The sequence below is a fragment of the Lentihominibacter faecis genome (assembly GCF_014306095.1).
In the GTDB taxonomy this organism is placed as follows: domain Bacteria; phylum Bacillota; class Clostridia; order Peptostreptococcales; family Anaerovoracaceae; genus Lentihominibacter; species Lentihominibacter faecis.
The window spans coordinates 1-18,363 of sequence record NZ_JACRWC010000068.1 but is presented as its reverse complement, the minus strand read 5'-3'; the positions used below and the strand labels follow the sequence as shown (position 1 = coordinate 18,363).

General features: G+C 48.3%; 17 protein-coding genes. 15 read left to right on the top strand and 2 right to left on the bottom strand.

The window, feature by feature from the left end; all coding sequences use genetic code 11:
* Positions 1–19 precede the first annotated feature (19 nt).
* From H8876_RS05535 to H8876_RS05525, 3 genes are all read left to right on the top strand, one after another.
* Entirely contained in the window at positions 20–1,378 is a 1,359-nt protein-coding gene (locus H8876_RS05535) for a DNA-methyltransferase (RefSeq protein ID WP_249286889.1), read from the top strand.
* Between the two features lie 210 nt (positions 1,379–1,588).
* A complete protein-coding gene (locus tag H8876_RS05530; protein WP_249286888.1) occupies positions 1,589–3,187 on the top strand; it encodes a CTP synthase in 1,599 nt (532 codons plus the stop codon).
* 15 nt (positions 3,188–3,202) lie between these two features.
* Complete coding sequence (locus H8876_RS05525) at positions 3,203–3,790, top strand: hypothetical protein (protein WP_177265626.1); 588 nt, start codon at positions 3,203–3,205, stop codon at positions 3,788–3,790.
* A 54-nt stretch (positions 3,791–3,844) separates the two neighbouring features.
* Here the strand turns inward: H8876_RS05525 and spoIIID are convergent, their stop codons facing one another.
* Positions 3,845–4,114 carry a sporulation transcriptional regulator SpoIIID gene (gene spoIIID / locus H8876_RS05520; protein ID WP_177265627.1) on the bottom strand — a complete coding sequence of 90 codons (270 nt, stop codon included), beginning with the start codon at positions 4,112–4,114 and terminating at the stop codon, positions 3,845–3,847.
* A gap of 176 nt (positions 4,115–4,290) precedes the next feature.
* On the opposite strand from spoIIID, the gene mreB reads away from it, so the two are divergent.
* The 7 genes from mreB (at position 4,291) to feoB (ending at position 11,328) form a co-directional block, all read left to right on the top strand.
* Positions 4,291–5,313: a rod shape-determining protein gene (mreB, locus tag H8876_RS05515; protein ID WP_249286887.1), complete on the top strand. Its 1,023-nt coding sequence runs from the start codon at positions 4,291–4,293 to the stop codon at positions 5,311–5,313.
* Positions 5,310–6,443 carry a THUMP domain-containing class I SAM-dependent RNA methyltransferase gene (locus H8876_RS05510; protein WP_249286886.1) on the top strand — a complete coding sequence of 378 codons (1,134 nt, stop codon included), beginning with the start codon at positions 5,310–5,312 and terminating at the stop codon, positions 6,441–6,443. Before mreB ends, H8876_RS05510 begins: the two co-directional genes overlap by 4 nt.
* Before the next feature lie 45 nt (positions 6,444–6,488).
* On the top strand, positions 6,489–7,484 hold the full coding sequence (gene argF / locus H8876_RS05505) for an ornithine carbamoyltransferase (RefSeq protein WP_249286885.1): 996 nt from the start codon (positions 6,489–6,491) through the stop codon (positions 7,482–7,484).
* Positions 7,485–7,630: 146 nt separating this feature from the next.
* A complete protein-coding gene (locus H8876_RS05500; RefSeq protein WP_249286884.1) occupies positions 7,631–8,005 on the top strand; it encodes a heavy-metal-associated domain-containing protein in 375 nt (124 codons plus the stop codon).
* 87 nt (positions 8,006–8,092) lie between these two features.
* Complete coding sequence (locus H8876_RS05495; protein WP_249286883.1) at positions 8,093–8,773, top strand: CYTH domain-containing protein; 681 nt, start codon at positions 8,093–8,095, stop codon at positions 8,771–8,773.
* A gap of 191 nt (positions 8,774–8,964) precedes the next feature.
* Positions 8,965–9,198, top strand: a complete 234-nt coding sequence (locus H8876_RS05490) for a FeoA family protein (RefSeq protein ID WP_346727842.1) — start codon at positions 8,965–8,967, stop codon at positions 9,196–9,198.
* Between the two features lie 117 nt (positions 9,199–9,315).
* Positions 9,316–11,328, top strand: a complete 2,013-nt coding sequence (feoB, locus tag H8876_RS05485; RefSeq protein ID WP_249286882.1) for a ferrous iron transporter B — start codon at positions 9,316–9,318, stop codon at positions 11,326–11,328.
* A 243-nt stretch (positions 11,329–11,571) separates the two neighbouring features.
* On the opposite strand, the gene mnmM is transcribed toward feoB, so the two are convergent.
* Positions 11,572–12,159 (bottom strand): tRNA 5-(aminomethyl)-2-thiouridylate-methyltransferase MnmM, encoded by a 588-nt coding sequence (gene mnmM, locus H8876_RS05480; RefSeq protein WP_249286881.1) that lies wholly within the window; start codon positions 12,157–12,159, stop codon positions 11,572–11,574.
* A 166-nt stretch (positions 12,160–12,325) separates the two neighbouring features.
* On the opposite strand from mnmM, the gene tig reads away from it, so the two are divergent.
* The 5 genes from tig to yihA all read left to right on the top strand — a co-directional run.
* Positions 12,326–13,609 (top strand): trigger factor, encoded by a 1,284-nt coding sequence (gene tig / locus H8876_RS05475; protein ID WP_249286880.1) that lies wholly within the window; start codon positions 12,326–12,328, stop codon positions 13,607–13,609.
* A gap of 27 nt (positions 13,610–13,636) precedes the next feature.
* Positions 13,637–14,218 carry an ATP-dependent Clp endopeptidase proteolytic subunit ClpP gene (gene clpP, locus H8876_RS05470; RefSeq protein ID WP_249286879.1) on the top strand — a complete coding sequence of 194 codons (582 nt, stop codon included), beginning with the start codon at positions 13,637–13,639 and terminating at the stop codon, positions 14,216–14,218.
* Between the two features lie 15 nt (positions 14,219–14,233).
* A complete protein-coding gene (gene clpX, locus H8876_RS05465; RefSeq protein WP_249286878.1) occupies positions 14,234–15,529 on the top strand; it encodes an ATP-dependent protease ATP-binding subunit ClpX in 1,296 nt (431 codons plus the stop codon).
* Positions 15,530–15,638: 109 nt separating this feature from the next.
* Complete coding sequence (gene lon / locus H8876_RS05460; protein WP_283241761.1) at positions 15,639–18,086, top strand: endopeptidase La; 2,448 nt, start codon at positions 15,639–15,641, stop codon at positions 18,084–18,086.
* Positions 18,073–18,363, top strand: a 291-nt coding sequence (gene yihA, locus H8876_RS05455; protein WP_249286877.1) for a ribosome biogenesis GTP-binding protein YihA/YsxC, incomplete at its 3' end; no start/stop codon positions are given. The genes lon and yihA, both read left to right, overlap by 14 nt.

Genomic DNA, 18,363 nt, shown 5'->3' with positions numbered 1-18,363 from the left:
AGGGTTTACAGAGGGTTTTATGAGTGATTTGGAAAACATGATAACAGCGTTTCAAAAGGGTCGTGCGGAGTATGAGCAGAGAAAGAACGGGACACTGCAGGGATCTTTTGAAGTGCGTGAAATCTATGGGGCAGATGACGCACAGGCCCATGAAGCCGGACGGATCATACTGGGAAACAATCTGGATTACATGGATCATATCTGTAAGAACGATAAGCTGGGGAGAGGTCTCCAGCTTATTTACGTGGATCCGCCCTTTTTCTCGAAAAGCAAGTATCAGGCATCGGTGGTGCTGCAGTCGGAGATCTTAGGAAATTCTTCTACTGTTAAGATCGATGCATATGATGATTTTCGTGCTTCAGCACTGGAATCTTATCTGCAGATGCTGACGACCCGGCTTTTTTTCATGCGCGATCTGCTGTCGGATACAGGATGTATCGCAGTGCACCTGGACTGGCATGTTACACATTATGTGAAGATCCTCATGGATGAGATCTTCGGACGGAAAAACTTTATAAACGAGATCATATGGAATTATAAATCCGGCGGAACGAGCAAAAAAAACTTTGCGCGCAAGCATGATACGCTGCTGCTCTACGGTAAAACGAAGCAGTATAAATTCCATATGCTGAAGGAAAAATCCTACAATAGAGGAATGAAACCCTATTGTTTTCAGGGAGTTGAAGAATTCCAGGATGAACAGGGCTGGTATACTATGGTAAACATGAAGGACGTCTGGACCATCGATATGGTGGGAAGGACTTCTGCAGAGCGTACCGGATATGCAACGCAGAAGCCGGAAAAGCTGCTGGAACGGATCGTGGAGGCGTGCAGCGATCCCGGGGATCTCTGTGCGGATTTCTTTGCAGGATCCGGGAGCTTTGGCGCAGTGTGTGCTAAAATGGGAAGAAACTGGATCCTGTGCGACGAAAGCTCCCTTGCCATATCGTCAGAAATAGCAAGGCTGACAGCTTTACAGAAGAATGCAGGAGAAAAGGAAGACAGAATGGCTGGCGGGTTTGCAGTGCTGGCTGCAAAGTGCGGAACGGCTGCAAAGAGTGATCCGGATGTACGGAATGCTGCAAAGATCTTTGCAGAGGTCTCAGAAGACCAGGTGCTGCTGACCGGGTATGAGCCGCCGGAAACTGTGGAAAACTGCAGCAGTCCGGAGGAAGTGGAGCGTTTTGTACGCGGTGACAGTCTGAGCCTTGTAGCTGTGTGGAGCGTGGATTTTGCATGGAACGGAATGGTGCATCGCGCGGATAAGATCCTTTGCAGTGGAGAACGATCAGTGCAGATCCCGAAGGGCGCGGAGAGGATCCATATTGCCGGATACGACGTGTTCGGAAACCGTTTTGCCGTTTTTTTCGAAAGGTGAGAAAAATTCTTGATAACCTTTGTGTTTTCGTGTATAATATGAGAGTAAAATTTGTGCACAAAACATAGAAAGAATAAGGAAGACGGCAGTTGGATGGGGTCTCGATTACCCATCTCACCGAAACGCCGGAACCCTTATCTTTTTTTATTTACGCGGGAATCACGAAAATGATCTGCACAGAATTTCAGAAAAGAAAGGCGGGGAAGGAGTATGAAAAAATATATCTTTGTAACAGGAGGCGTTGTATCGGGCCTTGGCAAGGGGATCACGGCGGCATCGCTGGGGAGACTTTTAAAGGCGAGAGGACTTCGCATCGCAGCGCAGAAGCTGGACCCTTATATCAACGTGGATCCGGGAACCATGAGCCCGTATCAGCACGGGGAAGTGTACGTGACGGAAGATGGTGCGGAGACGGATCTGGATCTGGGCCATTATGAGCGCTTTATCGATGAAAATCTCAACAAATACTCTAACCTGACGACGGGAAAAGTGTACTGGAATGTGCTTAACAAAGAGCGAAAAGGCGAGTACCTGGGGAGCACGGTACAGATCATCCCTCACATAACCAATGAAATCAAGGAATTCATCTATCGCGTTGGCGAAACCGGAAATGCGGATGTTATTATCACAGAAATCGGCGGCACGGTGGGAGACATTGAAAGTCAGCCGTTTCTGGAAGCGATACGGCAGGTATCACTGGAGCAGGGCAAGGAAAACTGCCTGTTCATACATGTGACGCTGGTGCCGTATCTGAAGAGTTCGGGAGAGCATAAATCCAAGCCTACACAGCACTCTGTCAAGGAACTGCAGGCCATGGGGATCTCTCCGGACATCATCGTAATGCGTGCCGATGAGCCGATCGACAAGAGCATTTCGGAAAAAATCTCTCTGTTTTGCAACGTCAAGGAAGATTGCGTCATAGAAAACCAGACACTTCCTATCCTCTATGAAGCACCGTTGATGCTGGAAAAATCGAAGCTTTCGTGGATCGTTTGCAGAGAGCTGGGGATCAATGCCGGCCCGTGTGAGATGACGGAATGGGAGCAGATGGTAGAGCGGATCAAAGCGCGGAAGGAACGTGTGAATATCGCAGTGGTAGGCAAGTACATCAAGCTTCATGATGCGTATCTTTCGGTGGCAGAGGCACTTCGTCACGGCGGTTACGAAAACGGCTGCAAAGTGGATATCAAATGGATCGAGGCAGAAGACGTGACTGATGAGACGGCAGAATCAATTCTTTCTGATGTATCCGGGATCCTGGTGCCGGGTGGTTTCGGAGACCGTGGCATTGAGGGCAAGATTGCTGCTGCGAAGTATGCGCGGACTCACAAGATCCCGTACTTTGGAATTTGTCTTGGAATGCAGATCGCCGTCATCGAATTTGCCAGAAACGTACTGGGTATCATGGATGCGAATTCCGGTGAATTCGCAGAGGACTGCCCGCATAAGGTCATAGATTTCATGCCGGATCAGTACGGAGATATCCCGAAGGGAGGCACGATGCGACTGGGCGCTTATCCGTGCACGATCGCAAAGGGAACCATTCTGGAGCGGGCATATGGAACGACTTTCACTTCGGAACGTCACAGACACCGGTATGAATTCAACAACGAATATCGTGAAAAAATGGAAGAAGCCGGACTGAAAATAGCAGGAACTTCTCCGGACGGCAGACTGGTGGAAGCGGTGGAACTGCCGCAGCATCCTCATTATGTGGGGGTACAGTATCATCCGGAATTCAAGAGCAGACCGAACAAGGCACACCCGCTGTTCCGGGAATTCATTGCGGCGGCTCTAAAGCAGAAATAAAGGAGACACTACTTCATGTATATTAAAAACGACACAATCGGTGTTATATTTCGCGTCCTGTTCCTCATTGTGTGCGGAGCGGGGCTGGTAATGAAGCTTTTCGCTTCCGGATTCAGCCTGTCGGTCATACTGGGCGACTTCGCATTGCTGGCCAATGCTCTGGCACTGGTGTATTTCGCTTATCTGATCATCGCCAGACCGTCTTATGAACGAGGATTTTTAAGAGGTGCTGTGACCATTTATATGGTCGTGACGTTCCTGGTATACTACTACTTGAACTTTGGAACGGGAAACGGACTGCATGAGGGCATGTCCCTGGCAGGGTATCTGCTTTATTTCATCGCACCGCTGATGGCGTTTATTGACTATTTGCTCTTTTGCAGAAAAGGGGAGTTTACAGCATACAGCCCGGTGTTCTGGGCGATCCTGCCGGTGCTGTTCAATCTGGCAGTCTTTCTGGTAAACCGGTTCGGATCATCGCTGGCACAGATCCCGTATTTTAACCTGCTGGGACTGCATATGGTTCTGACTTTGCTGGTGTTCTTAGGGATCAGTTATCTGCTGTTTGTGCTTGATAATCTGATGGCAGGACGTAGAAGATAGGAAAATAGAACCTGAAAGAAACAGCGCAAGCAGTTTCTTCCGGGTTCTTGTCATTTAATGATTATGGCTGTCTGACTTCTGGTGGAGATACTTTTCACGGGTAGCGAGACCGCCGCGGATATGACGCTGAGCCTTGTTTTTTTCCAGGACTTCCTTGACTTCGGCAGCAAGCCCTGGATTGATTTCCAGCAGTCTTTCTGTAATGTCTTTGTGGACGGTTGATTTTGACACGCGAAACCGGGCGGCAGCACTACGTACCGTGGCGCCGGTTTCAGTGATATAGCGAGCGAGTTCCAGCACTCTCTCTTCTATGTAATCCTTCATAATATGACAGTTCACCACCTCATCATGTATTAACTGCAACAGTTAACACAATATATGTGAGGGGATTTGGAAATATGCTGCCTTTGAAGTTTCTGTGTAAATTTTTTGTAGGTGGTAAAACTAAGGAAGAACTGATAAAATGAAAGGAGACTGCGGAAATATCGCAGAAGAGGGATATGAGTTTTACGGAAGAAGTAGGGATCGATCTGGGAACTGCCAACGTTTTGATCTACGTTGATGGAAAGGGCATCGTGCTGCAGGAGCCTTCAGTCGTTGCTGTCAACAAGGATACAAAAGAAATCCTGGCGATAGGCAGCGAAGCGAAGCGGATGATCGGCAGAACGCCGGGGAATATTGCAGCAATCAGACCTTTGCGAGAAGGTGTTATTTCTGATTACGATATCACGGAGAGGATGCTGCAGTATTTTATTCGCAAGACCTGCGGTGGCAGCAGGATCTTCAAGCCGAGGCTCATCGTATGTGTTCCAAGTGGCGTGACAGAAGTGGAAAAGCGTGCAGTCAGGGAAGCAGCACTGCAGGCGGGAGGCCGGTCGGTCTTTCTCATTGAAGAACCGGTAGCTGCGGCAATTGGCGCCGGAGTGGATATTACCGGACCAGAAGGTGTCATGATCATCGATATTGGAGGAGGAACGACGGATATTGCGGTCATCTCCATGGGAGGGATCGTAACGAGCGCATCGGTCAAGCTGGCTGGAGATACTTTTGATGAATGTATCGTAAAATATATCCGAAAGAAATACCGGCTGTTCATTGGAGAACGGACGGCAGAACAACTGAAAAAAGAAATCGGCGCGGCATTTTATGGAGAAACGCCGCGAAAGACTCTTTGCAAGGGAAGAGATCTGGTGAGCGGACTGCCTCGAACCGTTGAGGTGACATCCGCTGAAATCCTGGAAGCACTGGAAGAGCCGATCGACGGGATCTGCGAAGCAGTTCACAGTGTCTTAGAACGCACACCGCCGGAGCTGGCTGCAGACGTGGGAGAATCGGGCATCGTCATTACTGGCGGAGGAGCACATCTGCGAGGTCTTGAGCGTCGGATCCAGCGAAAGACGGGGATACGCACACGCATCGCACCGGATGCGGATTTCTGTGTGGCAAAGGGTACAGGAGAATCATTGAAATATATCGATATGCTGCGAAAAAACAGCCTGAACAGAAGGGAAACATATATATGAAGCTGGAACTGATCGCTACGGCGACCTTTGGACTGGAAGCTGTAGTAAAAAGAGAAATACAGGAACTGGGATATAAGATCCTGAAGACGGAAGACGGCAAGGTGACCTACCTCGGCGATGAAAGGGCTGTCGTACGGTCTAATTTATGGCTGAGAAGCGCAGACCGGGTCCTGCTGAGGATGGCAGAATTTGAAGCGGACACTTTTGAAGAACTGTTTCAGCAGACCAAGGCGCTGGAGTGGGAAATGCTGATTCCGCCTGACGGAAAATTCACCGTCACAGGGACTTCTGTGAAGTCAGTGCTTCACAGCGTGCCGGCCTGTCAGAAGATCGTTAAAAAAGCTATTGTGGACAGGCTGAGCGAGGCATACGGTATCAGCGAATTTCCGGAGACCGGAGCGGAATATACGGTGAAAGCAACGCTCTTAAAGGACAGAGTCACCTTGACTGTGGATACCAGCGGGGCAGGTCTTCATAAGAGAGGATACCGCATAAAAGATGTGGCGGCGCCGATCAAGGAGACGCTGGCTGCTGCCATGGTGCAGCTGTCTTTCTGGAAAGAAGGAAGGATCCTGGTGGATCCATGCTGCGGTTCAGGGACCATCCCGATCGAGGCTGCTCTCATCGGACGCAATATCGCACCGGGGCTGAACCGGTCGTTTGCGTGTGAGGACTGGGAGTTCATCGATAAAAATCTCTGGAAAGAGGAAAAACGTGCTGCCTTTCAGGCGATACGCTACGATGAGAAACTGGATATCACGGGAATGGATATCGATCCGAAAGCTGTGGCTGCTGCAAAGCAGAATGCAGAGGAAGCCGGCGTAGAGGACTGTATCCATTTTCGGCGTGCTGATGCTGCAAAGCTCCATGCGCAAGGACAGAACGGCATCCTGATCACGAATCCTCCTTATGGCGAGCGTATAGGAGAGGAAAAGGAGATCCAGAAGATCTACGGCGGACTGAAAAACTTTTTGCAGAATCATCCGGACTGGTCACTTTTTTTGGTGACGACGGATAAGGATGCAGAGGAGAAAATTTTGCAGCGTAAAGCGGACCGGAGACGAAAGCTTTACAACGGCAGACTGGAAGTGTGTTATTATCAGTTTCACGGACAGAAACCCGGGAAGTGAAAATATATAAATAAAAACCTGTAAAACGAAAAGGAGAAATACATAATGGCAGTAAATTTAAAAGGCAGAAGCTTTTTGACACTGATGGATTTTACCCCGGAGGAGATCCGCTACATGCTGGATCTGGCTCATGACCTGAAGGCGAAGAAAAGGAGCGGTATCCAGGGGGAAATGCTGAAGGGAAAAAATATCGTTCTTTTGTTTGACAAGACGTCGACGCGGACCAGATGTTCCTTCGAGGTGGCATGTCACGATGAAGGCGCTCACGTAACGTATCTGGACTCTAAGAGTTCGCAAGTGGGCAAGAAGGAGAGCATCGAGGATTCTGCAAAGGTCCTGGGCAGATTTTTTGACGGTATCGAGTATCGCGGCTACGAGCAGAAGGTGGTCGAGGATCTTGCAAAGTACTCCGGCATACCGGTATGGAACGGTTTGACGGACATCGATCATCCGACGCAGATCCTGGCGGACTTCCTGACGATAGAAGAACATATCGCAAAGCCTTTATCCAAGGTAAAGGTCGCTTTTTGCGGCGATATCAGAAACAACATGAGCTATGCGTGGATGTACGGCTGCGCCAAAATGGGGATGCATTTCGTGGCATACGGACCGGAGGAGCTTGCCGGGGAAATCGATCAGGACGTGCTGAAGCGCGCCAACGAAGTGGCAGCGGAAACAGGAGCTGTCATCGAAGTGGCTTCTACTCCGGAAGCATTGAAAGGAGTAGACGTGATCTATACAGATGTATGGGCCTCAATGGGTGAGGAAGCGGAGATCCCGGAACGTGTCAAGCTGCTGACTCCTTATAAAGTGACTATGGATCTGCTGGCAAAGACGGAGAATCCGGACGTGATCTTCCTGCATTGTCTGCCGGCTTTCCACGATTTTGAAACGGATATGGCCAAGACACAGATGGAACTGGGCTATGATATCCGCGAAGTGACCGACGAAGTGTTCCGCAGCAGACACTCTAAGGTGTTCGATGAAGCGGAGAACAGAATGCATTCCATAAAGGCCATTATTGTCGCAACGCTGGCGTAGGCCTTTTGCAGAAAGAAAAAATATCTCTTGACGAACAACGGACGTTAGGGTATGCTAACTAGCGGAGGCAGAGACTTGTTTTCAAAAAGTCGAAAGCCTCTGCTTTTTGCATATTTTGCAGACTTGGAAGGAAAGAAGGGATATAGATGAAAACGGTAATAACAGTCATCGTGATCGTGGCGATCCTTGTGTTCGCACTGAAGGGATCCGTCAAACACATGAAGGGTGAAGGCGACTGCTGCGGTGGAGGCTCTGGAAACAAGCCAAAGAAAGTCAAGGCAAAGCATTTGGAAGATCCGGTGATCGGACAGATAACGCTTCACATTGAAGGAATGACTTGTGAACATTGTGTAAATCGGGTGGCTGAGGCGCTTAACAGTATCGACGGTGTCTCTGCCAAGGTGAACCTGCATAAAAAGAATGCTACGGTTTCCTTTGATCGTCCGGTGGAAGAAGAGACTTTATGCAGCGCGGTGGAAAAAGCCGGCTATCGGGTGCTTTCGGTCTCGGACATAAAATAAATTTTACTTGCCTTATTGTTTCAACGATGATATTATCATAGGGTACAATTTTTTCGCTTCGATGACTCGGAGAAAAGAAGGTAGCGTATGGAGATAGAATTAAAGTATAAGATACCGACAGAAGCAGTAGCTGCGGATATTTGGAAGGACAAGATTTTTTCTGACATGGAGGAAGAGGACTCAAGAGAGGAAGTTTGTCTTGATGCCAGATATTATGACACCTGCCACTGCGACCTGTCAAAAAAGCAGATCGCATACAGGATCCGCAAGGAAGGGGAGCGCTGGGTAGCTGCCCTGAAATGTAATGGAACCAATGAGGGCGCGCTGCACAAGAGAATTGAGATCAGTGTACCGGTAATAGACGGGACACCTGATCCGTCAGTTTTCAGTGAAAGCGAAATGGGGGAAGAACTGATGGAGGTCCTGGGAGACGAGAAGGTAGAATGCGTTCTCGAAACCAGATTCCACCGGAAGAGATTTCGTATTGATACGGGTACAGGGATCTTCGAACTGTCTGTGGACAAAGGAGTGATCCTGACCAATTACGGAAAAGAACCTATTTTTGAAGTGGAACTGGAACTGTTTTCAGGAGAGACGGAAGAGCTTGTAGAGCTGGGGGAACAGCTGCAGGAAAAATACGGCCTGGAAGTACAGGAACTCAGCAAATATGCAAGAGGCATCGAATTAATCAAAAAAGGAAAACGCGAAGCGAAAGAAGCGGCAGCTGCAGGCAGGGAGCAGGCAGCGCAGTATCACAGTGAGCGATAGAAATCGCTGAAATATGGAACATGAGATCCCGGACAGAGCGCATCTGTACCGGGATTTTTAAAATCCCGGTAATTTTTTTCGTTAGTTTTGTTAAACCTGTTGACAAACGTGCGCTTTATGGTTAGAATAAACAAAGTGGGTTAGAAATTGCTAACCACTGTATTTACGTCAATGGTATTTCATTGGAGATTATGAGAGAAACAGGTGATAATATGAATTTAACGGAAGCTAACGTAGGTGAGAGCTGCATCGTAAAAGATATTGCTACAGATGATGAAGAACTGAAAGCGTTTCTGTTTCGTTTGGGCTGCTACAGTGGAGAAGCTATTACGGTCATTTCACGTAAAAAATCTGGATATACAGTAGCGATCAAAGATGGGCGATACAATATCGACGGCAACATCGCAGAGGCGATTCAGATCTAACCATGAAAAAAATAGTGGCGATGTCACTATTTTTTATGAGTCTGGGGTTAGCTCTTAATAACTCAGTTTGCAATAAATAACTATAGATCTTAAAAATGAAAGTAGGAGGAACACTAAATGAGAATTGCTTTTGCCGGCAACCCGAACAGTGGTAAAACTACCATGTACAACGCACTGACGGGTAAAAACGAACGTGTTGGTAACTGGGCCGGGGTTACGATTGGCAGAAAGGAAAGTCCTATCAAAGCGGACTATGCCAATACAACGGAAGAACTCGTGGCAGTTGACCTGCCTGGTGCGTATTCCATGTCACCATTCACACCGGAAGAAAGTATCACCAGCGGATACGTCAGAGACGAACATCCGGATGCGATCATCAATATCGTAGATGCAACAAACCTGAGTCGAAGCCTGTTTTTCACGACACAGCTTCTGGAACTGGGGATCCCGGTAGTGGTGGCACTCAACAAGAGTGATATCAACGAGAAACAGCATACAAAGATCGACGTCGATAAGCTGGCTGAAAAGCTGGGCTGTCCTGTTATCAAGACGGTTTCCACAGATCATAAAGGTCTGCAGGACGTTGTCAAGGCAGCTGTTTCTGAAAACGGCAAAGGCCAGAAGGCTCCTTATATGCAGGCAGAAATCAACCTGCACGACAAAGAAGCTGTTGACGCAGAAGACAGAAAGCGTTTCGCATTCGTAAACAAGATCGTAAGTGAAGTAGAACAGCGTGAAGTACATACGAATGAAAGAAATAAGCAAGATAAAATCGATGCTGTTATCACAAACAAATTCGTCGGTATCGTGATATTTGCCGTAGTTATGTGGGCAGTATTCTGGGTTTCCCAGTCCAAGGTGGGACCATGGATCGCTGACTGGCTCGTAGGCTGGATCGAAACGTTCCAAGGATATGTATCCGGACTGCTGGATGGCGGATCCCCGCTGCTGCAGGCGATCTTGGCAGACGGTATCGTCGGTGGTGTTGGCGCCGTAGTCGGTTTCCTGCCACTGGTAATGGTAATGTACTTCCTAATCGCACTTCTGGAAGACTGCGGATATATGGCGCGTGTCAGCGTGGTTATGGACCCGATCTTCAAGCGTGTTGGTCTGTCCGGTAAATCCATCATTCCGATCATCATCGGTACTGGATGCGGGATCCCGGGCATCATGGCAAGCCGTACTATTCGTGACGAAAGAGAAAGAAGAGCGACTGCAATGCTGACGACATTCATGCCTTGCGGAGCTAAGATCCCTGTTATCGCATTGTTTGCAGGTGCATTTTTCGCTGGCTCATCCTGGGTCGGTCCTGTAATGTACTTTGTCGGTATCCTGCTGATCTTCCTGGGCGCTTTGCTCATCAAGTGGATCACTGGTTACAAATACAGAAAATCCTTCTTTATCATGGAGCTGCCGAACTACAAGATCCCAAGCCTGAAGAGAGCTTGCTTCTCCATGCTGGAACGTGCTAAGGCTTACATCAAGAAAGCTGCTACCATCATCCTGGTCTGCAACTGTGTTGTACAGCTGATGCAGACATTCAACTGGCACTTCCAGGTGGTTGCAGAAGGTGCTGAGGATACTTCCATCCTGGCAACGATCGCTTCTCCGTTCGCAGTACTGCTGATCCCTCTGGGATTCGGAGCATGGCAGCTGGCTGCAGCAGCGATCACTGGATTTATTGCCAAGGAAAACGTTGTAGGTACGCTGGCAGTTGTATACAGCATCACCAACTTCATCGATACAGACGAACTGGCTCTGACCGGTGGTGCGAACCAGGTTGCTATGACTATGGGACTGACCACTGTAACGGCACTGGCTTACCTGATGTTCAATCTCTATACACCACCTTGCTTCGCAGCGATCGGTGCTATGAACTCTGAAATGAAGAGCGCTAAGTGGCTGTGGGCTGCTATCGGCCTGCAGCTGGGAACAGGCTACACTGTAGCATTCCTGGTATACCATATAGGATCTGTCATCACAGGTGCCGGTATTGGAAACGGATTCGTTCCTGGACTGATCGCGATCCTGTGCATGGTTGCTATCGTGATCTTCATCGCCAAGAGATCCAGAAAAGAATTCGACGAAGAATATGAATTACATTCGAAAGGAACGGGGGCAACAGCGTGATAAACGTCATTGGGGGATTAGTGCTTGCGGCGATCCTCGCTGCAGCGATTACATACATCGTAAAACAGAGAAAAAAAGGTGTCAAATGCATTGGATGTCCCGATGCGGGCAGCTGTTCGCCTAAGAACGGATCCTGCAGCTGTGGATCCAGTATTGACGCGGATGAAGTAATAGAGAAAATAAAGAAGTCTCAAGAGCATGAGACACAGGGGAAATAATAGAATTGAAAAAAGAGACTGGATATTACTCCGGTCTCTTTTTGCGAGTGATCAGCAAGATTTCAGGCGGTGCTGCCGGCTGATTGATCAGATTGATGTAGGCGCAGTGCCACTGGCGTTTGTCCAGGTTTTCTGCAAAGGCCAGAAGATGCTCTTTTTCCTGGCGTCCCGCAGGATGGCCGCTGTACATGGTAATGCATACGAGCCCATCTGGTTCCAGCCGGGAAAGGCAGCTTCGTACAGCCCGCATGGTGGAACTGGCCGATGTTGTGCAGCCTTTGTCTGCACCGGGCAGATAGCCCAGGTTGAATACGGCGGCCTGGATAAAGGTCTTTACATGATCCGTAAGATGATCGTGGGAATCGCAGATCACTTCGATGGTGCCGTTTTCCAGTTTTTCTGCAAAGCCTGCTTCGCGAAGACGCTTTCTTGTGGCGTCTACGGCTTCCTGCTGGATATCGAAAGCATAGAGCTTTGCAGGAGAAAGCTGTGCCAGCCGAAGGGTGTCATACCCATTGCCGCAGGTGGCATCTACGACCACATCACCTTCGGAGATGTACCCCTGCACAAGATACAGGGCGAATTCTGTAATATTTTTGATTAAATTTGACATATATGGTATACTTCCTATTAGAATATAGTTTATGGTTCCATTATGTGGCGACAGGAAAAGTATGTCAAGGGAATCTGGCTGATTTTCGGTTTTTCCTTTACTTTTCAAAGGATTAAGGGTATAATAATATGCACTATGTGTTTATAATCGAGGAGGATATATATTCATGAAAGCAACATTAATTTCAAAAGAAAACAACGAGGCAAAATTCACTATCGAAATTACCGCAGAAGAATTTGAAAATGCAGTCATCGACGTGTATAAAAGCCAGAAGGATAAATTCGTGATCGACGGTTTCAGAAAGGGCAAGGCTCCAAGAAGCATCATCGAGAAGAAGTATGGTGAAACCATATTCTTTGAAGATGCCATCAACAAGCTCTTCTCTCTTCATTATCCGCTGGCACTGGATGAACTGGATCTGGATGTTATCGACAACCCGAAGGCAGACTTCAGCGAACTGAAGAAGGGCGAGGGCTTTACGATCACCATCGAAGTAGCATGCTATCCGGAAATCGAAGTGAAGGATTATAAGGGTGTTGAGATCGAAGCAGTGAAGTCTGAAGTGACAGACGAAGATGTTGAAAACGAAATCAAGAGCATGGCAAGAAAGAACTCCAGAATGGTAACGGTCGACAGACCGGCTCAGGACGGAGACATGGTGCTCATCGACTATGAAGGATGGGTCGGCGATGAACAGTTCGAAGGCGGCACTGCAGAAAGACAGCCACTGAAGCTGGGTTCCGGAACATTCATTCCTGGATTCGAAGAACAGCTGATCGGCGTAAGCACTGGTGAAAGCAAGGATGTCAAGGTAACATTCCCGGAAGAATACCACGCTGCAGATCTGGCTGGAAAAGAAGCTGTATTCAAGTGCAAGGTCCACGAAATCAAAGAAGAAGAACTGCCTGAGATCAACGATGAATTCGTAAAGGATGTCAGTGAATTCGACACGATGGACGAACTGAGAGAAGATACAAGAAAGAACCTGGAAAAAGCTGCAGAAGCAAAGGACGAAAACAAGATGAAGGACGATGCTCTGAAGGCTGTATATGAAGCAAATGATATCGATGTGCCGGATGTTATGGTAGAATCCGAAATCGATAACATGATGTCTGAATTCGATCAGCAGCTGAGAAGCCAGGGCATGGATCTGGAAGGCTACTTCAAGTATCTGGGAACAGAACCGAAAGATTTCAGAGATAATCTGAGAGAAGAAGCACTCAAGAAGGTCAAGACAAGAATGATCATCAACGCTGTAGCGGATCAGGAAAACTTCGAAGCTACAGATGCTGATGTGGATCAGGAAATCGAAGGAATGGCGAAACAGTATGGTCTGGAAGCTGATAAAGTAAAAGAAATGATCGGCGCACAGAACATTAAGATGATCGCAGGAGATATCAGACTTAAGAAAGCCATCGATTTCATCTATGATAATGCTGTAAAGAAATAAATGAAACGATAAAAGGAGGTCCGGATTATGGCATTAGTTCCTTATGTCATCGAACAGACTGCCAGAGGAGAGCGTTCCTATGACATCTATTCGAGACTACTGAAGGATAGAATCATATTTTTAGGAGAGGCGATCGATGAGAATGTAGCAAGCACCATCGTTGCGCAGCTGTTATTTCTGGAAGCAGAGGATCCGGATAAGGACATAAACTTATATATCAACAGCCCCGGCGGTTCTGTAACCGCCGGCATGGCGATCTATGATACGATGCAATACATTAAACCGCAGGTTTCGACCATCTGTATCGGTATGGCGGCAAGCATGGGCGCTTTTCTGCTCTCATCAGGGCAGAAGGGCAAGCGCTATGCCCTGCCAAATGCAGAAATCATGATCCATCAGCCGCTGGGAGGCGTGCAGGGCCAGGCAGAAGATATCAAGATCCATGCTGAGTGGATCCTGAAGACGAGGGAAAAACTTAACAAGATCCTCAGCAGTAATACGGGGCAGCCTCTTCAGATCATTTCACGGGATACTGACAGAGACAACTTCATGTCCGCAGACGAGGCGGTACGGTACGGCCTCATAGATCAAGTGATACGAGATAGATAAAGTGGGGGTGGAGATATGAGCAAATACGATGAAAACAATGAACTGCGGTGTTCGTTTTGCGGAAAACCGCAGAGCCAGGTGAAACGACTCATTAGCGGATCAGGGGTTTATATCTGTAATGAGTGCGTTGCACTCTGCCAGGATATCCTCGCTTCGGAAGAGCACCACAGCACCGTACAGGGTGAAGCTGTCGGCAGTTCGACTGATCGACTTCCGCGTCCGAAGGAGATCGCAAATACCTTATCGGAATACGTTATTGGACAGGACGATGCGAAAAAAGCTCTGGCGGTAGCAGTGTACAACCACTATAAGAGGATCCGCAGCGGGAATCTTCCTGCCGAGGATGATGAAGTGGAGCTGCAGAAGAGCAATATCGTTATGGTGGGTCCGACCGGTTCCGGTAAGACATTACTGGCACAGACACTGGCGAAGATCCTGGATGTACCATTTGCCATCGCAGATGCGACGGCATTGACAGAAGCCGGTTATGTTGGAGAAGACGTGGAGAATATTCTGCTGAAACTGCTGCAGGCGGCAGACTACGATATAGAGAAAGCACAGCGCGGGATCATCTATGTGGATGAAATCGACAAGATCGCACGGAAGTCAGAAAATCCTTCCATCACACGTGATGTCAGCGGTGAAGGTGTACAGCAGGCACTGCTGAAAATCCTGGAAGGTACCGTGGCTAATGTTCCGCCGCAGGGCGGCAGGAAACATCCTCATCAGGAATTTATCCAGTTTGATACCACCAATGTGCTGTTTATCTGTGGCGGCGCCTTTGACGGTCTGGATAAAGTCGTACAGAGACGAATCGGGGAAAAGACGATCGGCTTTAATTCCAATGTTGAGAATAACAAGATGGAGCAGGCGGAAATCATGAAGCACGTACAGCAGGAGGATCTGCTGCGGTATGGACTGATTCCGGAATTCATCGGAAGACTTCCGGTGCTTGTGACGCTGGAAGAGCTTTCAAAAGATGCACTGGTTCGTATTATTACGGAACCGAAAAACGCATTGGTGAAACAGTATAAGAAGCTGTTTGATATGGATCATGTAGATCTGGAAATCCAGCCGGATGCTATCGAGGCGATCGCAGAGAAGGCTCTGGAACGCAAGACAGGCGCCAGAGGTCTTCGTGGGATCATGGAGAAGATCATGACCAATATCATGTATGAAGTACCATCCAGAGACGATGTGAAAAAGTGTATCATTACCAGGGAAACCGTGGAAGCGGAACAGGATCCCGAGCTGGTATTAGCTGAACCGAAACTCGCAAACGCGAAAGGGCAGACAGCAGAAACGGCGTAAGAAAGAGTATTAGGGCGGCTTTTTAGTCGCCTTATTATATATATAAGGAGTGCCGGGGGGGCATGTCAATGTCGCCCTGAAGGCGCGACAAATTAAGGAGGCATATTACATGGATGAGAAAACAAAGAAAATGATCGATCCAGATGAAATAGATGAAATGGAAGAAGAGCAGGTGGCGGAATCGGAAGCAGAAGAGCTTGAAGAGACGGCTTTTACAGAAGAAAGCGAAGTGGTGGATCTTCCTATGATACCGCTGCGCGGACTTTCTGTATTCCCGAACATGGTGCTTCATTTTGATATCGGACGTGAGAAGTCTATCAATGCTCTGGAGAAGGCGATGATCATGGATCAGCATATTTTCCTGGCATCTCAGAAGGATGATGAAACGGATCTTCCGACACCGGATGATTTTTATCATATCGGAACCATCGGTAAAATCAAGCAGATGCTCAAGCTGCCGGGGGATTCCATTCGCGTACTGGTAGAAGGCATATGCAGAGGCCGCATCGAAGATGTCCTCTTCGAAGTACCTTATTTTCGCTGCAGAGTGAGAAAAATCGAGGACGAGCCGGTAAAGGAAGACGATGCGGAAGCAGAAGCTCTTATGCGGACTGTGCTGACCAGTTTCGATGACTATATCAGTATCAACCAGAGTCTGGCGCCGGAAGTATTTGCTACGGTCGTTTCCATCAATGAGCCGGGAAGAATGGCAGATATGATCGCATCTCATCTGGAATGCAAGCTGGAGGACAAGCAGACACTGCTTGAAATACTGGATCCGAAGGAACGTCTTGAAAAACTCAATACGATCCTGCTGAAAGAGATCGAGATCCTCAATATCGAACAAGATATCAATTCCAAGGTGAAATTCCAGATCAATCAGAATCAGAGAGAATATTATCTGAGGGAACAGATGCGGGCGATCCAGGATGAACTGGGTGTTACAGAAGACGTTGAAGATGAAATCGAAGGATTCCGCACAAAGCTGGAAGAACTGCAGCTGGAAGACAAGACCAGAGAAAAAATCGAGAAGGAGATCAGCCGTTTTTCCAAGATGCAGCCATCGTCTGCAGAGGCGACTGTAAGTCGCAGTTACATCGAAACAGTGCTGGAACTTCCGTGGAATACAGAAAGTGAAGACAATCTCGATCTGAATAAAGCGGAAGAGATCCTGAATGAAGATCATTATGGTCTTGAAAAAGTAAAAGAGAGAGTTCTTGAGTATCTGGCAGTAGTACAGCTGTCAAAGGGACTCAAAGGACCGATCCTCTGCCTGGTAGGTCCTCCGGGAGTCGGCAAGACTTCGATCGCCAAAAGCGTGGCACGTTCAATCAACCGTGAATTCGTAAGGATGTCTCTGGGAGGTGTCCGGGATGAAGCCGAGATCAGAGGCCACAGAAGAACGTATATTGGGGCGATACCCGGCCGGATCATGAACGCCATCAAAGAATGCGGGACCAAAAACCCGGTATTCCTCTTTGACGAAGTAGATAAGATCGGAGCGGACTACAAGGGAGATCCGGCTTCTGCGCTGCTGGAAGTACTGGATCCGGAACAGAACAAAGATTTTACCGATCACTATCTGGAAGTGCCGTTTGACCTTTCAAAGGTAATGTTTATCACAACGGCCAACTCGACGGATACCATTCCGCGCCCGTTGCTGGATCGTATGGAAGTGATCGAAGTCAGCGGTTACACGGAAGAAGAAAAGCTGAACATCGCAGAAAAATATCTGGTGCCGAAGCAGATCAAGGAAAACGGTCTTTCGGGGAGCAATATCTCCTTCACAGAGCAGGGACTCCGTACTATCATCAATTACTATACAAGAGAATCAGGCGTGCGGAACCTGGAACGTGAAATCGGAAACCTTTGCAGAAAAGTAGCTAAGAGCTACGTTTGCGGTGATACGAAAAAGGTCAGCATGTCCGGGAAAAAAGTGCAGGAGCTGCTGGGGAAAAAGAAGTTCCACTTCGATATCATCAAAGGGGAAACGGAAGTGGGCGTGACGACAGGTCTGGCCTGGACGGCAGTTGGAGGCGATACACTTTTCATTGAAACGGTAGCGGTGCCGGGCACCGGCAAGCTGGTGCTTACAGGACAGCTGGGTGATGTGATGCAGGAGTCTGCAAAGGCTGGTATCAGCTACATTCGCTCGGCGGCTCACGAACTGAAGATCGACGAAGAATTTTATAAAAAGTGCGATCTGCACATTCACATTCCGGAAGGCGCGATACCAAAGGACGGCCCTTCGGCAGGTGTGACAATGTGCACGGCTATCATTTCTACGCTGACGGGGATCCCGGTACGCAAGGATGTAGCTATGACGGGAGAAATCACGCTGCGGGGCAAGGTGCTGCCGGTAGGCGGGATCCGGGAGAAAGTACTGGCGGCTCATAGAGCAGGTATTCGCAAAGTGCTTCTGCCAAAGGAAAACGAACCGGATATCCAGGATATCCCGGAAGCTGTTCGCGATGAGATGGAATTCGTGCTGATCAAGCACGTGAAAGATGCTCTAAAGCAGGTTCTTGTAAAGGATAAGAAAAATGAACATAAATAAATCAGAACTCGAGGCTGTTGCGGTAAAACCGAACCAGTATCCGCCGGAAGGCGTGGCTGAGATCGCCTTTGCGGGACGATCCAATGTGGGCAAATCCTCTCTTCTGAATTTGCTTACAGGCCGGAAAAAACTGGCTCGTGTCAGTGGAAGTCCGGGGAAAACACGAACCATCAACTTTTACCGGATCAATGATGCTTTTCGGATCGTTGACCTGCCGGGATACGGTTATGCCAAGGTTTCCAAATCAGTGTCAGAAGGGTGGGGCGAGATGATGGAG